Source organism: Pelobacter propionicus DSM 2379 (assembly GCF_000015045.1).
Lineage (GTDB): Bacteria > Desulfobacterota > Desulfuromonadia > Geobacterales > Pseudopelobacteraceae > Pseudopelobacter > Pseudopelobacter propionicus.
The window spans coordinates 3,094,647-3,110,521 of the sequence record NC_008609.1 but is presented as its reverse complement, the minus strand read 5'-3'; the positions used below and the strand labels follow the sequence as shown (position 1 = coordinate 3,110,521).

At 60.6% G+C, this 15,875-nt stretch carries 16 protein-coding genes; 8 read left to right on the top strand and 8 right to left on the bottom strand.

Features of this window, described 5'->3' with window-relative positions:
* Positions 1-363: 363 nt before the first annotated feature.
* Genes PPRO_RS14090 through PPRO_RS14075 form a run of 4 tightly spaced genes read left to right on the top strand, consistent with a single transcriptional unit; the run spans position 364 to position 3,645 of the window.
* Positions 364-1,197 carry a phosphate ABC transporter substrate-binding protein gene (locus tag PPRO_RS14090; RefSeq protein ID WP_011736683.1) on the top strand — a complete coding sequence of 278 codons (834 nt, stop codon included), beginning with the start codon at positions 364-366 and terminating at the stop codon, positions 1,195-1,197.
* Positions 1,194-2,054: a phosphate ABC transporter permease subunit PstC gene (gene pstC, locus PPRO_RS14085; RefSeq protein WP_011736682.1), complete on the top strand. Its 861-nt coding sequence runs from the start codon at positions 1,194-1,196 to the stop codon at positions 2,052-2,054. The genes PPRO_RS14090 and pstC overlap by 4 nt, the downstream gene beginning before the upstream one ends.
* Positions 2,051-2,938 (top strand): phosphate ABC transporter permease PstA, encoded by an 888-nt coding sequence (gene pstA, locus PPRO_RS14080; RefSeq protein WP_011736681.1) that lies wholly within the window; start codon positions 2,051-2,053, stop codon positions 2,936-2,938. The genes pstC and pstA overlap by 4 nt, the downstream gene beginning before the upstream one ends.
* Complete coding sequence (locus tag PPRO_RS14075; RefSeq protein ID WP_011736680.1) at positions 2,935-3,645, top strand: phosphate ABC transporter ATP-binding protein; 711 nt, start codon at positions 2,935-2,937, stop codon at positions 3,643-3,645. The genes pstA and PPRO_RS14075 overlap by 4 nt, the downstream gene beginning before the upstream one ends.
* Positions 3,646-3,694: 49 nt before the next feature.
* Here the strand turns inward: PPRO_RS14075 and PPRO_RS14070 are convergent, their stop codons facing one another.
* Entirely contained in the window at positions 3,695-4,897 is a 1,203-nt protein-coding gene (locus PPRO_RS14070; RefSeq protein WP_011736679.1) for a methionine adenosyltransferase, read from the bottom strand.
* Between the two features lie 410 nt (positions 4,898-5,307).
* Between PPRO_RS14070 and PPRO_RS14065 the strand changes: the two genes are divergently transcribed.
* A complete protein-coding gene (locus PPRO_RS14065) occupies positions 5,308-5,985 on the top strand; it encodes a protein-L-isoaspartate(D-aspartate) O-methyltransferase (protein ID WP_011736678.1) in 678 nt (225 codons plus the stop codon).
* A gap of 82 nt (positions 5,986-6,067) precedes the next feature.
* Positions 6,068-6,556 (top strand): adenosine-specific kinase, encoded by a 489-nt coding sequence (locus PPRO_RS14060; RefSeq protein ID WP_011736677.1) that lies wholly within the window; start codon positions 6,068-6,070, stop codon positions 6,554-6,556.
* Between the two features lie 167 nt (positions 6,557-6,723).
* On the opposite strand, the gene PPRO_RS14055 is transcribed toward PPRO_RS14060, so the two are convergent.
* The 4 genes from PPRO_RS14055 to PPRO_RS14040 form a co-directional block, all read right to left on the bottom strand.
* Positions 6,724-7,446: a BON domain-containing protein gene (locus PPRO_RS14055; RefSeq protein WP_011736676.1), complete on the bottom strand. Its 723-nt coding sequence runs from the start codon at positions 7,444-7,446 to the stop codon at positions 6,724-6,726.
* A 280-nt stretch (positions 7,447-7,726) separates the two neighbouring features.
* Positions 7,727-10,408 (bottom strand): DNA polymerase I, encoded by a 2,682-nt coding sequence (polA, locus tag PPRO_RS14050; protein ID WP_011736675.1) that lies wholly within the window; start codon positions 10,406-10,408, stop codon positions 7,727-7,729.
* Positions 10,405-10,596, bottom strand: a complete 192-nt coding sequence (locus PPRO_RS14045) for a hypothetical protein (RefSeq protein WP_011736674.1) — start codon at positions 10,594-10,596, stop codon at positions 10,405-10,407. Before PPRO_RS14045 ends, polA begins: the two co-directional genes overlap by 4 nt.
* Positions 10,597-10,718: 122 nt before the next feature.
* Positions 10,719-11,501 (bottom strand): IclR family transcriptional regulator, encoded by a 783-nt coding sequence (locus PPRO_RS14040; protein ID WP_011736673.1) that lies wholly within the window; start codon positions 11,499-11,501, stop codon positions 10,719-10,721.
* 336 nt (positions 11,502-11,837) lie between these two features.
* On the opposite strand from PPRO_RS14040, the gene PPRO_RS14035 reads away from it, so the two are divergent.
* Both PPRO_RS14035 and PPRO_RS14030 read left to right on the top strand, forming a co-directional pair.
* The gene (locus PPRO_RS14035) at positions 11,838-12,038 is read left to right on the top strand and encodes a hypothetical protein (protein ID WP_011736672.1); all 201 of its coding nucleotides are present in this window, start codon (positions 11,838-11,840) and stop codon (positions 12,036-12,038) included.
* Positions 12,039-12,163: 125 nt separating this feature from the next.
* Positions 12,164-12,442: a PilZ domain-containing protein gene (locus PPRO_RS14030; RefSeq protein ID WP_011736671.1), complete on the top strand. Its 279-nt coding sequence runs from the start codon at positions 12,164-12,166 to the stop codon at positions 12,440-12,442.
* Between the two features lie 114 nt (positions 12,443-12,556).
* On the opposite strand, the gene gltA is transcribed toward PPRO_RS14030, so the two are convergent.
* The 3 genes from gltA to proC all read right to left on the bottom strand — a co-directional run bounded on the left by gltA (position 12,557) and on the right by proC (position 15,873).
* Positions 12,557-13,966 (bottom strand): NADPH-dependent glutamate synthase, encoded by a 1,410-nt coding sequence (gene gltA / locus PPRO_RS14025; protein ID WP_011736670.1) that lies wholly within the window; start codon positions 13,964-13,966, stop codon positions 12,557-12,559.
* Positions 13,963-14,802 (bottom strand): sulfide/dihydroorotate dehydrogenase-like FAD/NAD-binding protein, encoded by an 840-nt coding sequence (locus PPRO_RS14020; protein WP_011736669.1) that lies wholly within the window; start codon positions 14,800-14,802, stop codon positions 13,963-13,965. Before PPRO_RS14020 ends, gltA begins: the two co-directional genes overlap by 4 nt.
* A 258-nt stretch (positions 14,803-15,060) precedes the next feature.
* Positions 15,061-15,873, bottom strand: a complete 813-nt coding sequence (gene proC, locus PPRO_RS14015) for a pyrroline-5-carboxylate reductase (RefSeq protein WP_011736668.1) — start codon at positions 15,871-15,873, stop codon at positions 15,061-15,063.
* Between the last annotated feature and the right edge of the window lie 2 nt (positions 15,874-15,875).

Here is a 15,875-nt window from a genome sequence, read left to right as displayed (position 1 = left end):
CGGCTGTGGCCGGTGGGGTTGAGGTGCTCTGGTTCAGGATACCTAGACGTGCCCCTCCGGCATGGATGCTGTCCGTGCATAGCCGCGCACCGGCTTGATTTCAAGCATGCGGGTGGTTTTGCGTGATCCTGAGACGGTTTTGTGTTTCATAAACGTCGGGGCTCCCTAGGTGGAATCTGGTGCATTCTGCCATGACGGGGGTGATGTGTCAATTGCCGCTCTTCGCGCGGGAAGCTCCCGTCCGGTGAATCCGGGATTGGGCTGACCCCGGGTACCGGTTGTGCCGTTTTGAAGCTGTTTGACATCGCATGGCGTATTTGCTAGCCTCCCCCCTTCGCAAGTCATTTCGCAAAGGAGGAGAGAATGAAGAAAACAGCCCTGGTACGCGTGGCGCTTTCACTGGCTGCCCTGGTACTGTCCGCCCTTCCGGTTTTTTCGGGAGAACTCGATTCGTTCAAGAACGAAAGGGGGGAGTTGAAGATCTCCGGGGGAACCGCGCACATCCCGGTCATGAAGGAGGCCGCCCAGAAGATCATGACCGTGAACCCCGAGATTCAGATCAGCATCGCCGGCGGAGGCTCCGGTGTGGGCATCAAGCAGGTGGGTGAGGGACTGGTCAACATCGGCAATAGCGGCAGAAAGCCGACCGGGGACGAAATCGCCCGCTATCAGCTCAGGGTCTATCAGTGGGCAGTGGACGGTGTGGCGCCGGTGGTGAACCCCAAGAATCGCGTCACAAAACTGACAAAAGGCCAGCTTGCCGAGGTCTTTTCCGGAAAGATAGACAACTGGAAACAGCTGGGTGGCACTGACCGCAGGATCAACCTCTACACCCGCGATGAGGCCAGCGGAACCCGCGAAGTGTTCTGGGAGAAGGGGCTCGGCAAGGGGCAGATCTCTTCTGCTGCCAATGTGGTGGTGTCAAACGGCGCCATGAAATCGGCCGTGGCAAAGGATCCCTATGGCATCGGCTATGTTTCGGTGGGGCATATCGACCGGACCGTGTCGGCGGTCAGCCTTGACGGCGTCACGCCGATGATCAGGACCGTGCAGGACGGCAGCTATGGCATCTCCCGCGGACTGTACAGCAATACCAGGGGAGAACCTTCCGGCATCACGAAGAAATTCATCGACTATCTGCGTACTTCAGCCGGGAAGGCGATCATCAGGAAACACGGATTTATCCCGGTCCGATGAAAAAAATCAGGGAACTGCTTGCGGAGAGGTTTTTTCTCCTCTCCGCACTGGCAAGCTCATCCATAACCCTGGTGATTCTGGCCTTCATGGTGTACATGGGGCTTCCCGCCATGCGGGGAGGAGGACTTCTGCAGCTGCTGTTCACGCCTTGGGACCCCTTCCAGGGCTCCTACGGAATCCTTCCCATGATCGTAACCACTGCTGCGATCTCCCTTTTGAGTGTTGCCTTCTCCCTCCCCTTGAGCCTGGGCAGTTCCTTCCTGGTCACGGTCATCGCCCCGCAAGGGGTCGGCGGTGCGCTGCGACGCCTGATCCAGCTGATGACCGGGATCCCGACGGTTATTTACGGGTTCGTCGGCATCTTCCTCCTTGTTCCGGTGCTGCGTGAGCTGTTTCAGTACGGGTCGGGCATGTGCATCCTGGCCGCCTCCCTGATGCTTGGGGTCATGATCTCTCCCACCATGACCCTCTTCTTCTGTGACAGCTTTGACAGGATACCCCGTTCCTACCTGGATGCCGCCGATGCACTGGGGGCGAGCCGGGTGCAGAAGCTGGTCCATGTCATGCTTCCCTCCGCGCGGAGCGGCATGCTGATGGGCGTGATTCTCGCTCTGGGACGTGCGGTGGGCGATACGCTGATCGCGCTGATGATTGCCGGCAATTCCATCCGCATGCCGGGATCGGTGTTGGATTCGGCCAGGACCCTTACGGCGCACATCGCCCTGGTGATCGCGGCCGATTACGAAAGCCCCGAATTCAGGTCGATCTTCACCTGCGGCGTGGTGCTCTACCTGTTTACCATGCTGGTGACGGTTGCCGTCCGCGCCTGGGGCCGCACAGGGGGAGAGCAGCGGTGAAAAAGGTATGTATCGCCGAACGTATGGTCATCGTCTTCTCTTGGGCAGCCGGTCTGCTCCTTGTCTCTTCCGTGCTGCTGATCATAGGCTATCTGGTCTGGAACGGCCACGAATCCATCACTCTTTCCCTGCTGTTTGGCGAAGCCTCTCCCCTGGGAGCGCTCCTGCTTAAGGAGCGGGTGTTCGACGGGCTGTTTCCGGCACTTGCCGGTACCGTCGTTCTGGTAACCCTGTCCATCGCCTGGGCCATCCCGGTGGGAATCGCCACCGGGATCTATCTTGCCGAGTATGCTGGCGTCTTCTCCCGCACGGCGCTCAACCTGGTCTTCGATATCCTGTCAGGTATGCCGTCGATCGTCGTCGGGTTGTTCGGCTTTTCCCTGACGGTATTTCTTCACCGGCACTATTCCGATGCCATCAAGCCCTGTATTCTCGTTTCCAGTCTGGCGCTCTCCTTCCTGGTGCTGCCCTACATCATCCGCACGACGCAGACGGCTCTGGAGGGCATCCCCCGGGAGACCCGCCTGACGGCCCTGGCCCTGGGGGCCACGAGGTTGCAGAACATCGCGCTGGTGCTGCTGCCGCGCTCTTTTTCGGGGATCATGAGCGGCGTTATCCTGGCCATTGGCCGCTGCGCCGAGGACACCGCGGTGATCATGCTCACCGGCGCCGTGGCTTCGGCAGGCCTTCCCCGATCGCTGCTATCACCCTATGAGGCGCTGCCGTTTTACATCTACTATATTTCGTCCCAGTACTCCGATCCCGATGAACTCTCACGGGGATACGGGGCCGCCATCATCCTTGTGCTACTCTGCGCCCTGCTCTTCCTGCTGGCCCTGGGCATCAGGAAGGGTGTGAGCCATGTCGCATTCCGGAGGCCATGAAACCTGCAATGACTGATACCACCAAGATCCGGGTCAAGAGGCTCGGTTTTTCCTATCGCGGCCGCACGGTGCTGAACAACGTATCCCTGGACTGTGCCGACAATGCCATTACGGCGCTCACCGGCCCCTCGGGCGTGGGCAAGTCCACCTTTCTGATGACGCTCAACCGGCTCTGGGAGAATATTCCGGAAACAGAGATGACCGGGACGGTGGTGATCAAGCTGCAAGGCGTATTCCGTGACGTGTACGCCAGTTCCATGCCGCTGACGGAGTTGAGAAAAAAAGTGGGGATGGTGTTTCAGACGCCCAATCCGCTGCCCATGAGCATTCGCCGCAACATCCTCTTTCCCCTGAAGATAGCGGGCGAGAAGAACAGCCGGTTCATGGAGGAGCGGCTCGAACAGGTACTGACGGTTGCCAATCTGTGGAACGAGGTCAAGGACCGGCTGAAAGATGATGCCCGCACGCTGTCGGGAGGGCAGCAGCAGCGTCTCTGCATCGCGCGCGCCCTGGTGCTGGAGCCCGAGGTGCTGCTGCTGGACGAGCCGACCTCCTCCCTTGACCGCGCTTCCACCGCCGTCATCGAGGAGTTGCTGATCGGCCTGAAAGAGAACCTGTGCATTCTGGTGGTCTCCCACTACCTGGAGCAGGTTGCCCGCATCGCCGACCAAACCGTCTGCTTCGAAACAGGCGGGGTCCTGGCCTGATCCCCGCTGCCCGGCCGCAGCGGAACGCGGGGCGCCGCTGAAGCGTATCTTAACTGATCGGGTATTCCCCCCGCGCCAGGGCCGAACAGAAGGTGCCGATCTCCGCGAATTGCCGCTCAAAGACAGCCTCCACCCTCCTGGAGATCTCGTTGATCCGCCGCCCCTTTTCCAGCAGCAACTGGGCCGTGGCCAACTGGGGCTGGTCGATGGGGCTGCCGATCCTGCTCAGCAGCAGGACATACACCTCCTTGACCCCCTCGATATTCTGGTGGATCTCCCGCGCCATGCAATGGGCCAGCACGTTATAGATCTTTCCCACGTGGCTGACCGGGTTCTTCCCGGCAGCCGCCTCGGTCCCCATGGGCCTGTTCAGGGAAATCAGGCCGTTGACGCGATTACCCCGCCCCACCTGCCCCGAGTCGGCGTCCTCGGCCGACGTGCCCAAGAGGCTCAGGTAGGCCCCTCCCAGCCCCCGTCCCACCACATCCAGGGTGTTGTAACGCACCCTGATGCGCCTGAAGCCGGCGAACCTCTCCGCGACCTCCTCCATTTCCGCCCGTATGGCCGCCTTAATGTCGAAATATTCCCCTTCCGAGCGAACCTGGCCAGCCAGGAGCGGCATGGCCACGGTCAGATCCAGATCCCTCCCCGAGCGCGCACCCATCACCTTGATGTCCTCGCCACTCTGGGGGAAGCGTTGCTTGAACTCCGGGCTGTTCAGGTATCGTTCCATCCCCATGACGACCTTTTCCGTGGGACTTAAGGGGTAATACCCCACCGCCGCCGAGGTGTCGTTGGCCACCCTCACCTGGCCGGGGCGCGCAAAGATGTCTGCCAGCTCATCGGATCCGGGCGCCAGGGCGACCCGGTAGCGCACGTGCCGCTCCGGGTCCACGAAGCGCAGGTTCTTGCTGATCCATTCCTTGGCTGCCGCCACGGCGATGTCTCCCACGGCGATCTCCTGTCCGTCTGCCGTGAAGGTGGCCCGATCGCCGATGATCAGTTCCATGGGGCGGATGACCCTGCCGCCGCCGAAGCGCTTCTCGGTGCGCCCGGCAGCCAGGAGCCCCTTGTCGATGTTGTGGTGCAGGATCGTCCCGAAGCGCTCCAGGTACTCGCGGCTGAGGGCGATGGAGATCGCCTCCATGACCGAGTCGCAGATCTGGTCCGGGTGACCGGTTCCCTTCCGTTCCACGATCTCCACCCGGTGTTCGCTGATGGATTTTCCCTTGAATATCTCGACGACGATCATGGTATGTCTCCCCGATGCGGCGCGAGTAGTCGTGCCGGTCAGCTTCCACTCTGTCCTGTTGATGATCTTGCTTGAGGAGCCTGGTATTTCAAACCGGTTGATCCTGCCGCTGATCGCCAAACGGAGGGGGTTTCCCGACGTTGAGCAGTGCGTTTCATCCCCCTGACCGGAGAGTCCCGGAAGTGCAGGTCTGCCGCAGCAACAGTCGCAGGTTGGCGCAGGCGAGGCTTGCCAGGGAGCAGAGCAGGATCGACAGCCCTCTGTTTTCCGGTCAATGGTCATGGCCGTGTCCAGAAACCATGACGTTCTCCATGGCGGGGATATGTGCCAGAGTATATCAGACGGCGCCGCGGTCGCCATCACTGCCCCGTTGTGGCGGACCGGCCGCCCCCGATTGCTAATTGCCGGTAATGCGCTACCGTTGTCCTATGAATTGTCCTTCTCTCAGAAATCAGGAGTACCGGCGCGAGATCATGATCAGCGAACAGCTGATGGGGCGCGGAATCCGTGACCCCGCCGTGCTGGCGGCCATGCGTCAGGTGCCCCGCGAGGCGTTCGTCGATCAGGGGATGCGGGAACTGGCCTACGAGGACCATCCGCTGCCCATCGACGGAGGGCAGACCATCTCGCAGCCCTACATCGTGGCTTACATGACCGAAGCGCTTGAATTGTCGAGTTCGGACCGGGTCCTGGAGATCGGCACCGGTTCGGGCTATGCCGCTGCTGTGCTCAGCCGCATCGTCCATACCGTCTACAGCGTGGAGCGTCTGGAGGAGTTGGCCCGCGGCGCACGCCAGCGCCTGGAGAGCCTGGGCTACAACAATGTTGAAGTCTTTGAAGGGGACGGTACCCTGGGGTGGCCGGAGCATGCCCCCTACGATGCCATCGTTGTCACGGCCGGGGCGCCCGCTGTACCGAAGCCGCTCCTCCGGCAGCTTGTCGTGGGGGGGCGGCTGGTCATTCCGGTGGGTGCATCGTCATTTCTGCAGAATCTCATCCGTGTTCGCCGGCAGGGGGAAGATGACTATCGCAGCGAAGAACTCTGTGGAGTTCGTTTCGTTCCCCTGGTGGGGGCAGAGGGGTGGTGAGCGGACAGCCCCTCAAGCCATAAGCTGATTGTCAGGTCGTAAACCGCCAACCCAGAAGCACATCCATAGAAGGGGGTATCCCATGAACCTTGAAATGCATGCCGTCAAGATCGAGTATCCCGAGGGGTGCAACATCATCCTCGGACAGAGCCACTTCATAAAGACGGCCGAGGATCTGTATGAGATCGTCGCCACCACCGTGCCGCAGGCCCGTTTTGGCATCGCCTTCACCGAGGCGTCCGAACCCTGTCTGATCAGGACCGATGGAAATGATGACAGTCTGGTCAAGGGAGGCGTGACCGTGCTGAAGGCAATCGGCGCCGGCCATGTCTTCTGCATTCTGCTGCGTGACGCCTATCCCATCAATGTTCTCAACCAGATCAAGAACTGCCCCGAGGTCTGCCGGATCTACTGCGCAACGGCAAACCCGCTCCAGGTCATTGTCGCGTCAACCCTGCAGGGGTGGGGCGTGCTGGGGGTCATTGACGGTTTCCCGCCCAAGGGGGTGGAAACTGATGCGGATCGACGGGAGCGGCGGGATCTGCTGCGGCGCATCGGGTACAAGCGCTGAAACAGACCGGGAAGGCGGCCGGGCCGACGACAGACCGGAGGTGAGGGCGGTCAAGCCGGGCATGTCGTTGCTACGGGTGGCAACGCCCCCGCACCTGCCAGCAGGTGTGGGGGCGTTGTGACGAAGATGTTGAATAACTACCTGGCGACTCCGGAGTCTCGACAGGGCTACGTCTCGACCCGCAGCAGGTTTGTGACCCGGTCGACCCGGAAGACGTACCAGGCATCAGCCTCGGCCATCCGCCGCTCGGTTTCGTTCCTGACCAGCCCTTCAAGGGTGACGGTGTAGTGCGCGCAGCTGACCCTGATCTGGCTGGCATTGACGAAGGGATCCTTCTCCAGTGCCAGGCGGACGGCGTCCACTACCTCATCGTCATTGTCCTCCTGGGAGGGGGATACATCCAGGCCGTTGATCACATCCCTGCTTCCCGGGACCCACCATGCCAGTACGCCGGCTAGCCGTTTTGCGGAGAGGCTGGTCACGGCGCCATTCAGCACCACCACCCCGTCCCTTACCTCCACGTCGATACTGCCGATGGCCTGGTCTGTCTCGCGGATGACTTCCGGCTTTCCCTTGACCATGGCCCAGATGGCGCAGGAGGCAAGCTGGTTATCCGCCAGCAGGGCGGTGCAGACGTGCTCACGGATTTCCCCGTCCTCCATGGCCGAGGCAGGGGCGAGGCGGACCCGGTCCACGATCCACGCCACTCCGGGCACCGCGGCAGCCACCTCCAGCGCCCTCTTCTTAGCCATGATCTGGTCCACCTCTCCCTCCATGGTCAGGATTCCATCGCTAAAGCCGAGCTGCAGGGGAAAACGGTGCAGGTTGACGCTGGTTTCCCGCTCCAGCGCCGCGGCGACCTCGTTGACGATCCGTTCTTCCGTTCTCATGGCGCTCTCCTTCACTGGACCCGCAGGGGGAATGTTGAGGGGACATTTTCGACCAGAAACCGTACAGAGAGTTTACCACAGCGCTACGCCATGACAGGAAAAGGGGTGAAAAAGTCCGTGTAAAGAGGGGATGCTGGTGGGAGGGCGTTGCGCAGGGCTAAGATAGTGCGGAGCAACGGAGCCGCCGGGAAACGGCCGTACGGCCATTCCCCGGCGGCTGTTTGTGGGATGTGGTGACGGGAAGAAGGTAGGAGGGCGGGGCATACAGCCAGGGCACGAGTCAGTGCGCCTCGCTCCAGTTAACGCCGTGGCTGATGTCAACCTTGAGCGGGATGCGCAATTCCACCGCCCGTGACATTTCCTCCTCCACCAAGAGCTCCATGGCCAGCAGCTCATCTTCCCGAACCTCGAAGACCAGTTCGTCGTGAACCTGCATGATCAGGCGGCTCTTGAGCCCCTCGCTGCGGATGCGGCCGTCCACCCGGATCATGGCGCTCTTGATGATGTCGGCCGCCGAACCTTGGATCGGGTAGTTGATGGCGTTGCGCTGGGCAAAGGCGCGGATGTTGCCGTTCGTGCTGGTGATGTCCGCAATGGGCAGTCGCCGCCCCAGGATGGTGGTGACGAACCCCTGCTCCTCCGCCTGGCGGATGCAGTCGTCCAGGAAGCCAACCGCCTTTGCATGGCGCTCCTTGTAGGCGCTGATGAACTCTTCGGCGGTTTTGCGGGCGATGCCCAGCTGCCTGGCCAGGCTGAAGGAACCCTGGCCGTAGATGATGCCGAAGTTGATGGTCTTGGCCTGGCGGCGCATCTCGGCTGTGACCATCTCGGGGAACAGGCCGAAAACCTCGCTGGCGGTGCGGGTGTGGATGTCCTCGTCGTGCTCGAAGGCCTGACAGAAGACCGGATCGCCGGACAGGTGGGCCAGTACGCGCAGCTCGATCTGGGAGTAGTCAGCAGAGATGATCACATGCCCGGGCGGGGCGATGAAGGCGTGCCGGATCATGCGCCCCTCGTCGCTGCGGATGGGGATGTTCTGCAGGTTGGGGTCTGATGAGGAGAGGCGGCCGGTGCTGGTGACGGTCTGGTTGTAGGAGGTGTGTACCCGTCCGGTGCGGGGATGCACCAGGCGCGGCAGGGCGTCGCTGTAGGTTGATTTCAGTTTGGACAGGCCGCGGTAGTCCAGGATCAGGCGGGCGATCTCGTGCTCCTCGGCCAGGGAACTGAGCACCTCGTTGTCCGTGGACCAGCCGGTCTTGCCCTTGGTCTTCTTGCCGGTCTTCAGCTGCAGGCGCTCGAAGAGTACTTCGCCCAGCTGCTTGGGGGAGTTAAGGTTGAAGGTTGTGCCCGCCAGCTGGAATATGCGCCCCTCCAGTGTTGCCATGCGGCTGGAAAAATCGCGTGAAAGATCCGCCAGCAGTCGAATGTCCAGCAGCACGCCATGGTTCTCCATCCCGGCCAGGATGGGTACCAGCGGCATCTCGATGCGATGGAACAACTCCTCAACCCCGTTCTCGGCCAGCAGCGGGGAGAACTTTCGATGCAGGAGCCAGGTTGCGTCGGCATCCTCGCAGGCGTAGCGCGAGGCTGTTTCGATCTCCACCTGGGAGAAGTTTTTCTGCGTCTTGCCGCTGCCGGTTACTTCCGCGTAGCTGATCATGCGGTGGCCCAGGTGCTCCAGGGCCAGGGCGTCAAGTCCGTGCCCCTGGCGGGAGGGGTTGAGCACATAGGAGGCCAGCATGGTGTCGAAGCGGATGCCGCTCAGTGAGACGCCGTTGGTGGCCAGCACCTGCATGTCGAACTTTATGTTCTGGCCGATCTTGGTGGGAGATGGGCTCTCCAGCTGCGGGCGCAGTCGCTCCAGCACCAGGTCGCGGGGGAGTTGGCCCGGCTGGAGGCCGGCATCGCTTGTGTGCCCCACCGGGATATACCAGGCCTGGTGGTCCCTGAAGGAGAAGGAGAGGCCGACGATCTCCGCGTCCCGGGGATCCAGGCTGGTGGTCTCCAGGTCGATGGCGAACTCTTCGGACCTCTCCAGGGCATGGACGAGTTCCTCCAACTCCTCCTGGGCTGTGACCGTGCAGTAACCTTCGCTGGAGAGGGTGGAACGACCGGTCAGTTCCTTGATCAGGGTGGTGAACCCGTACAGGCGGAAGAGGGTGTTCAGCGCCTCCCGGTCCGGCTCCTGGCTGGCTAACTCCTCCAGTTCCACCTGGATCGGTACGTCGCATCTGATGGTGGCCAGTCGGCGCGACAGCAGGGCCTGGTCGCGGAACTCGCGTAGCTTCTCGCCGTTCTTTCCTTTGACCTCGGAGGCGCGTTCAAGCAGTTGGTCCAGGGAACCATACTCTCTGATCAGTTTCATGGCGGTCTTCTCGCCGATGCCCGGCACGCCGGGAATGTTGTCCGACGCGTCGCCGGCCAGGCCAAGGATGTCCGTTACCAGGCGCGGTTCCACGCCGAAGCGCTCGATAACGTCGGTGATGGCGGAGCGCTTCTCCTTCATGGTGTCCAGCAGGGTCACCCTTTCGGTGACGATCTGCATCAGATCCTTGTCGCCGGTGACTATCACCACCCTGCCGCCGGTGGCGCTGAAGCGGGCGGCCAGGCAGCCGATGATGTCGTCGGCCTCGAAGCCGGCCAGTTCCAGGGCCGGGATGTTGAAGGCGCGCACCAGGTCGCGGATCGGCCCCATCTGAACCCGCAGGTCATCGGGCAATGCGGCGCGGTTGGCCTTGTAGTCGGGGTACAGTTCGGTGCGGAATGTTTCTCTCCCCACATCGAAAACCACTGCCACATGTCTCGGCTGGTGCTCCTTGAGGAGCTTCAGCAGCATCTGGGTGAATCCATAGATGGTGTTGGTGGGGTGCCCCGTGGGGGAGGAGAGGTGGCGGATGGCGTAGTAGGCCCGGTAGATATAGGACGAGCCGTCGACCAGGTAGAGCGTATCGTCGTGACTCATGACGGGTCACTCTCGCCCGGTTCGTCGCGGGTGAAGAGGAGGAAGGCCATTGCCGGGCGACGGCTGGCGTCGCGCATGGCGAACTGCATACCGTCGTAGTTCCATCCCTGGGCTGTCAGTTCATTCAGCGTATCCTGGATGGTTTCTTCGGTAACCGTGCTGAGTTCTATGACTCTGTAGGTCAGCATCTGCATACACTCCTGTGGCTGATTGCCATGACTGTTCGCTGGTGTGGGGCGCATTGTATCCGTTGGTAAACGAAAAAGGCGACCCTGGGGCCGCCTCTCCGTATATCTGCTTTCCTCTGAGCCTATTTCTGGAAACCGAGTTTGGCCGAGATCTCTTCGGATGCCTTCAGGGTCAGCGGGATCAGTTCCTTCTCCATGCGATCCGTGTCAAAACGCATGGAAGGGCCGGAGATGCTGACCGCCCCGATGATGCGGCGGGTGTAATCGCGTATGGGCGCGCTTACGCATTTGACGCCGATATCCAGTTCCTCGTCGTCGATGGCGTAGCCCTGCTCGGCAACCTGTTTGAGCTGCTTCTTGAGGGTCTCACGGTTGGTGATGGTATTGTTGGTAAATGCCTTGAGTTCGTGTGAGTCGAGGTAATTCTCAAGTTCCTCGTCGCTCATGTGGGCGATCTGGATTTTGCCGGCGGCGGTGCAGTAGGCTGGCAGCCATGAACCGACTCGGGGAACGACCCGCACCGTCATGCTCGTTTCGACGGCATCCAGATAGATGATGTTGAAGTCCTTGAGGATCGCTACGTAGGTTGTCTCGTTGCATTCCCTGACCAGTGATTCCAATATTGGTTTGGATTGACGCAAGAGTCCCATTTGACGGATGAAAGTCTGTCCCAGTTCCAGCGTCTTGAGCCCCAGGCGATAGTTCTCGGTCACCTTGTTCTGCTCAATGTAGCCGCGCGATTCAAGGGTTGCCAGTAGCCTGAAAACGTTGTTCTTGTGGAGCTTGAGTCGCTTGCTGAGTTCGGTGACACCCAGTTCGTCCACATCGCCGTGGAATTGCTCCAGAAGATCCAATGCATGGGAGACAGCTTGGATGAGGTATTCCGTTTTTTCTTTTCTTGCCATGATGGTATCCTGTTGTACTAAATAAAGGTGTGTTATGTTGTGTTTGGTTCGAGACCAAAAGAAAACGCGCAAATTATCATTATTGCTGATATTAGTCAATAAATAATAATTGTAACAGAACGTTTTAAAAACATTAGAATATTGTTTTATAGTTGTCAAGCGTAAAACTGATAGAGATAGGTCATGGGGTTGTTGAACCGCTAGTGAGTGTGGCGCAATTGGTTTTTTAAAAAGAAAACATGTCTGTGATCCTCACTCTTTTCGTGTAATGCCGAAAGGGGGAGAGCGGTTGCGCGGATTCTGGCGGGGGATGGCCAAACTGAAGGAGGACTACTGATGGATAACCAGACGACGAAAAAACATCCCTGTCCCGATTGCACGTTCTGTCAGTGGTGTTCGGATGACCGCTGCCGTCTCTGTCTGAACCGTGATGCCTGCTGTCGGCGCAAGCTCTCCCTGGCTGAGCAGATCGAACTCTATAACCACCTCAATGCCCTTGATGCTGAGCCCATAGCCACAAACGATAAAGCTGGCTGAATGTCCATCAGTAGGGGAATTTGGGCGATACTTCTGGCTGCGCGGGTGGATGACTCAATTGCTCGAAATGTGCTACAGTATTAAAAATAGTGCGTGAATTGGACGGCTTTTGAATGGAGGCTCACATGCAGAATGTAGTTCGCCGCGGAACGAGAGTAGCTTGCAATGACCGCTGCCTGTTGGTTTTTGATGGCAACAGCTATACCTGCAAGCTGGAGAATATATCCATTTCCGGCGTGCTGGTTCAGTGCGATGAGTCGTTCCCGTCCCAGATTCATCTTGGAGACAGGTGCGGCCTGATGCTCTGCAGTGACCCCAAGGTATGCCCCGGCCAGTATCCCGCCAGGGTTGCCCGCCTGGATGCATCCAAGGTCGCCCTGCAGTTTCTTGATTTCGAATTCTGACCAAATGCCCCTCACGCCTCCTCCCATAGATGCCCGCGCATAAAAAACGGGACATGCCCTGCGGCAGTCCCGTGTAGATCAAGCGGATAAAATGCTGTTTTTGTTTTTGTGGCGCTATTTTGATGCCAGATAGCGGTTTATCGCCGCCGCGGCCTGCTTCCCGTCACCCATGGCGAGGATCACCGTGGCCCCCCCCCTGACGATATCTCCGCCCGCGAAGACACCTTCAAGACTGGTCAAGCCGTTTTCATCGGTCTGGATGTTGCCCCAGCGGTTCAGCTTCAAATCAGGGGCGGTGGCGGTCAGCAGCGGGTTGGCCCGGGTGCCGATGGCGTTGACCACCACGTCGGCCGGCAGGTCGAAATAGGCGCCGTCCACCGGAACCGGTCTGCGCCGACCCGAATCATCCGGTTCCCCCAACTCCATATGCTGACAGGAAAGTTTCGCGACCCAGCCGTTTTCATCGAGGATGGCCACTGGAGCGGTGAGTAGCAGGAACTCCACCCCCTCCTCCTTGGCGTGCTTGATCTCCTCGGCACGGGCCGGCATTTCCGCTTCGGTGCGACGGTAGACGATCATGGCCCGCTCGGCGCCCAGGCGCTTGGCGGTGCGTACGCAATCCATGGCCGTGTTGCCGCCGCCGATGACCGTAACGTTCTTTCCCTTAATGATCGGCGTGGCGGCATCTTGGGAACGCCCCGCTCCCATCAGGTTGACCCTGGTCAGGTATTCGTTGGCCGCATAGACCCCCTTCAGGTTTTCGCCGGGAATGTTGAGCATCACCGGCAGGCCGGCGCCATTGGCGATGAAGAGGGCGTCGAATTCGGCCTGCAACTGGGGCAGGGTCAGGGTCTTGCCGATGATGACGTTGAGCTCGATCTTGACGCCCAGGGTACGCAGGCAATTGACTTCCGCGTCGATGATGTCGTTGGGCAGACGGAACTCGGGGATGCCGTAGCGCAGGACGCCGCCGGTGTCGTGCAGTGCCTCGAAGATGGTCACGTCATGTCCGGCACGGGCCAGTTCTCCGGCCGCGGTCAAGCCGGCGGGGCCGCTGCCGACAACGGCGACCCGCTTGCCGGTGGGCGGGGGCAGTATCTCTTGTTCCAGCTGGTCGGAGTGTTCCATGGCCCAGTCGGCGACGAACCTCTCCAGATAGCCGATGGCGACCGGATCTCCCTTGATCCCGCAGACGCACTTCTCCTCGCACTGGGTTTCCTGGGGGCAGACCCGGCCACAGACTGCGGGAAGCGCATTGTCGCCGCGCAGGATGCGGGCAGCTGCCACCAGGTCGTTGTCGGCCAGTTTGGCGATGAATTCAGGGATGGAAACGCTGACCGGGCATCCCGCCACGCAGGGACGCGTCTTGCACTGCAGGCAGCGCTGGGCTTCGCGGATAGCGTCCTCCAGGGAGAGCCCCTGGTTTACCTCGACAAAGGCCCTGCTCCGCTCCCCGGCATCCCGCTCGGACATATGGACCCGCTTGATGGCCAGTCGCTCCTTGATGGTCATATCGGCTGTCATGGCTTCACCTCCTGTTTCAGCCGGCACTCTGCGGATGCGGCCTCATGTTCACGGTAGGTGCCGAGACGATCGATCAGGTTGGCGAAATCTACCTTGTGGGCGTCAAACTCGGGACCATTGACGCAGGCAAAGCGGGTTTCACCGTCCACTAGCACCCGGCAGCCGCCGCACATGCCGGTGCCGTCGATCATGATCGGGTTGAGGCTGACAATGGTCGGTATGGCCTGAGGGCGGGTGAGTTCGGCCACTGCCCGCATCATGGGAACCGGACCAATGGCGAAGACAGCCTGGGGACAGGTGGCCGGGTCAGCCATCATGTCGGAAAGTTCCATGGTGACGAATCCCTTGCGTCCCATGCTGCCGTCCTCGGTGGTGACCAGGAGCTGTTTGGAGAAGGAGGCCAGTTCGTCTTTGAGGATGATCAGGGATGCGCTGCGTCCGCCGATGATGGTGGTCACATCGTTTCCCGCTTGGGCCAGGGCCTTGGCCAGCGGATAGAGAACGGCAGTCCCCACTCCGCCCCCAACGCAGGCGACGCGTCCCCACTTTTCGATGTGGGTCGGCATGCCCAGTGGACCGGCTACGTCGCGCAGCGAACCGCCGACGGGAACGGAGACGATAAAGCGGGTGGATGCACCCACCGCCTGAATAAAAAGGGTTATGGTGCCGGCTTCCGCGTCGGCGTCGGCGATGGTCAGGGGAATGCGCTCTTCGCCCTCGGCAGCACGGATGATCACGAATTGCCCCGGTTTGCGGACCGCAGCTACCCGCGGGGCCCTGATAACCATGCGGTGAAGCACGGGGGTGAGAGCTTCGTTGCTCAAAACCTCAAACATTGGGATACCTCCACGTGGACTATGTCATGCTGATTGCATGTAATGAACTACATTCGGCAGGTGACGCTGTTCTTTGTTTCAGCGTATCCCCCGATCCCGTTGTTCCACGCCCCGTTGCGCTGCAGCCGTAAATTCACCCCACAGGTCGGGGGCGGCGGCTGCATTCAGCGTTATCACGCTGGGAACAACGACGGACCAGGGTAGATACTGTCTTGAAACGACAGCAACATCTGCGAATCAGGTCAAATGGTGTCGGAGCTACTTTCCGGCCAGTTCCCGGGATTTGGCGCAGGCGCTGTCCACGGCATCCATGACCAGGCCGTGGAAGCGGCCGTTTTCCAGGGTGTGCAGGCCTGCGATGGTCGTGCCGCCGGGCGAGGTTACCTTTTCCCTCAGCAGGGCCGGGTGATCTCCGGTCTCGTCCACCATGCGTGCGGCCCCCAGCACGGTCTGTACGGCCAGTTTCAGCGACACGTCCCGCGCCAGACCGTTCTTGACGCCGGCATCGGAGAGTGCCTCGATAAAACTGAAAACATAGGCCGGCCCACTGCCGGACAACCCGGTGACCGCGTCCATAAGTTTTTCCGTGGTGGTGACCACCGCTCCGACGCGGGAGAAAATCTCGGTCGCGGTGGCAAGATCGCTGTCGTCCGCTTTTCTCCCCGGGCAGATGGCGCTGGCTGCCGCCTGGATCAGTGCCGCCGTGTTGGGCATGACCCGAACCACCCGCACGCCGCTGGCAAGTGATTCCTCAATGTAGGTAGTGGGGATTCCGGCCATGATGGAGATGACCAGTTTGTCCGCCGGGATTGCCGGTTCCAGATCGCTCAGCACCCCGGCGGCCATCTGGGGTTTTATGGCCAGGATGACGATATCGGCTTGGCCGGCCACGGCGGATCCGCTGTCACTGGTCCCGATGCCGTAGGTGGAGGAGAGGGATTTTCTGCGCTGTTCCTGTGGCTCGGCAACCATGATGGCGTCCGCCCGGAAAGAATCGGCGAGGAGTCCCTTTATGATGGCTTCGGCCATGTTGCCGCCGCCGATGAAACCGATTTTTTTGTTTATCAGCATGT

What these genes read in the sequence shown, in the direction of transcription:
- PPRO_RS14090 (WP_011736683.1), top strand. Translation starts at nt 364, where the DNA reads ATGAAGAAAACAGCCCTGGTACGCGTGGCGCTTTCACTGGCTGCCCTG.
- pstC (WP_011736682.1), top strand. Translation starts at nt 1,194, where the DNA reads ATGAAAAAAATCAGGGAACTGCTTGCGGAGAGGTTTTTTCTCCTCTCC.
- PPRO_RS14075 (WP_011736680.1), top strand. Translation starts at nt 2,935, where the DNA reads ATGAAACCTGCAATGACTGATACCACCAAGATCCGGGTCAAGAGGCTC.
- PPRO_RS14070 (WP_011736679.1), bottom strand. Translation starts at nt 4,897, where the DNA reads ATGATCGTCGTCGAGATATTCAAGGGAAAATCCATCAGCGAACACCGG.
- PPRO_RS14065 (WP_011736678.1), top strand. Translation starts at nt 5,308, where the DNA reads ATGCGCTACCGTTGTCCTATGAATTGTCCTTCTCTCAGAAATCAGGAG.
- PPRO_RS14060 (WP_011736677.1), top strand. Translation starts at nt 6,068, where the DNA reads ATGAACCTTGAAATGCATGCCGTCAAGATCGAGTATCCCGAGGGGTGC.
- PPRO_RS14055 (WP_011736676.1), bottom strand. Translation starts at nt 7,446, where the DNA reads ATGAGAACGGAAGAACGGATCGTCAACGAGGTCGCCGCGGCGCTGGAG.
- polA (WP_011736675.1), bottom strand. Translation starts at nt 10,408, where the DNA reads ATGAGTCACGACGATACGCTCTACCTGGTCGACGGCTCGTCCTATATC.
- PPRO_RS14045 (WP_011736674.1), bottom strand. Translation starts at nt 10,596, where the DNA reads ATGCTGACCTACAGAGTCATAGAACTCAGCACGGTTACCGAAGAAACC.
- PPRO_RS14040 (WP_011736673.1), bottom strand. Translation starts at nt 11,501, where the DNA reads ATGGCAAGAAAAGAAAAAACGGAATACCTCATCCAAGCTGTCTCCCAT.
- PPRO_RS14035 (WP_011736672.1), top strand. Translation starts at nt 11,838, where the DNA reads ATGGATAACCAGACGACGAAAAAACATCCCTGTCCCGATTGCACGTTC.
- PPRO_RS14030 (WP_011736671.1), top strand. Translation starts at nt 12,164, where the DNA reads ATGCAGAATGTAGTTCGCCGCGGAACGAGAGTAGCTTGCAATGACCGC.
- gltA (WP_011736670.1), bottom strand. Translation starts at nt 13,966, where the DNA reads ATGACAGCCGATATGACCATCAAGGAGCGACTGGCCATCAAGCGGGTC.
- PPRO_RS14020 (WP_011736669.1), bottom strand. Translation starts at nt 14,802, where the DNA reads ATGTTTGAGGTTTTGAGCAACGAAGCTCTCACCCCCGTGCTTCACCGC.
- proC (WP_011736668.1), bottom strand. Translation starts at nt 15,873, where the DNA reads ATGCTGATAAACAAAAAAATCGGTTTCATCGGCGGCGGCAACATGGCC.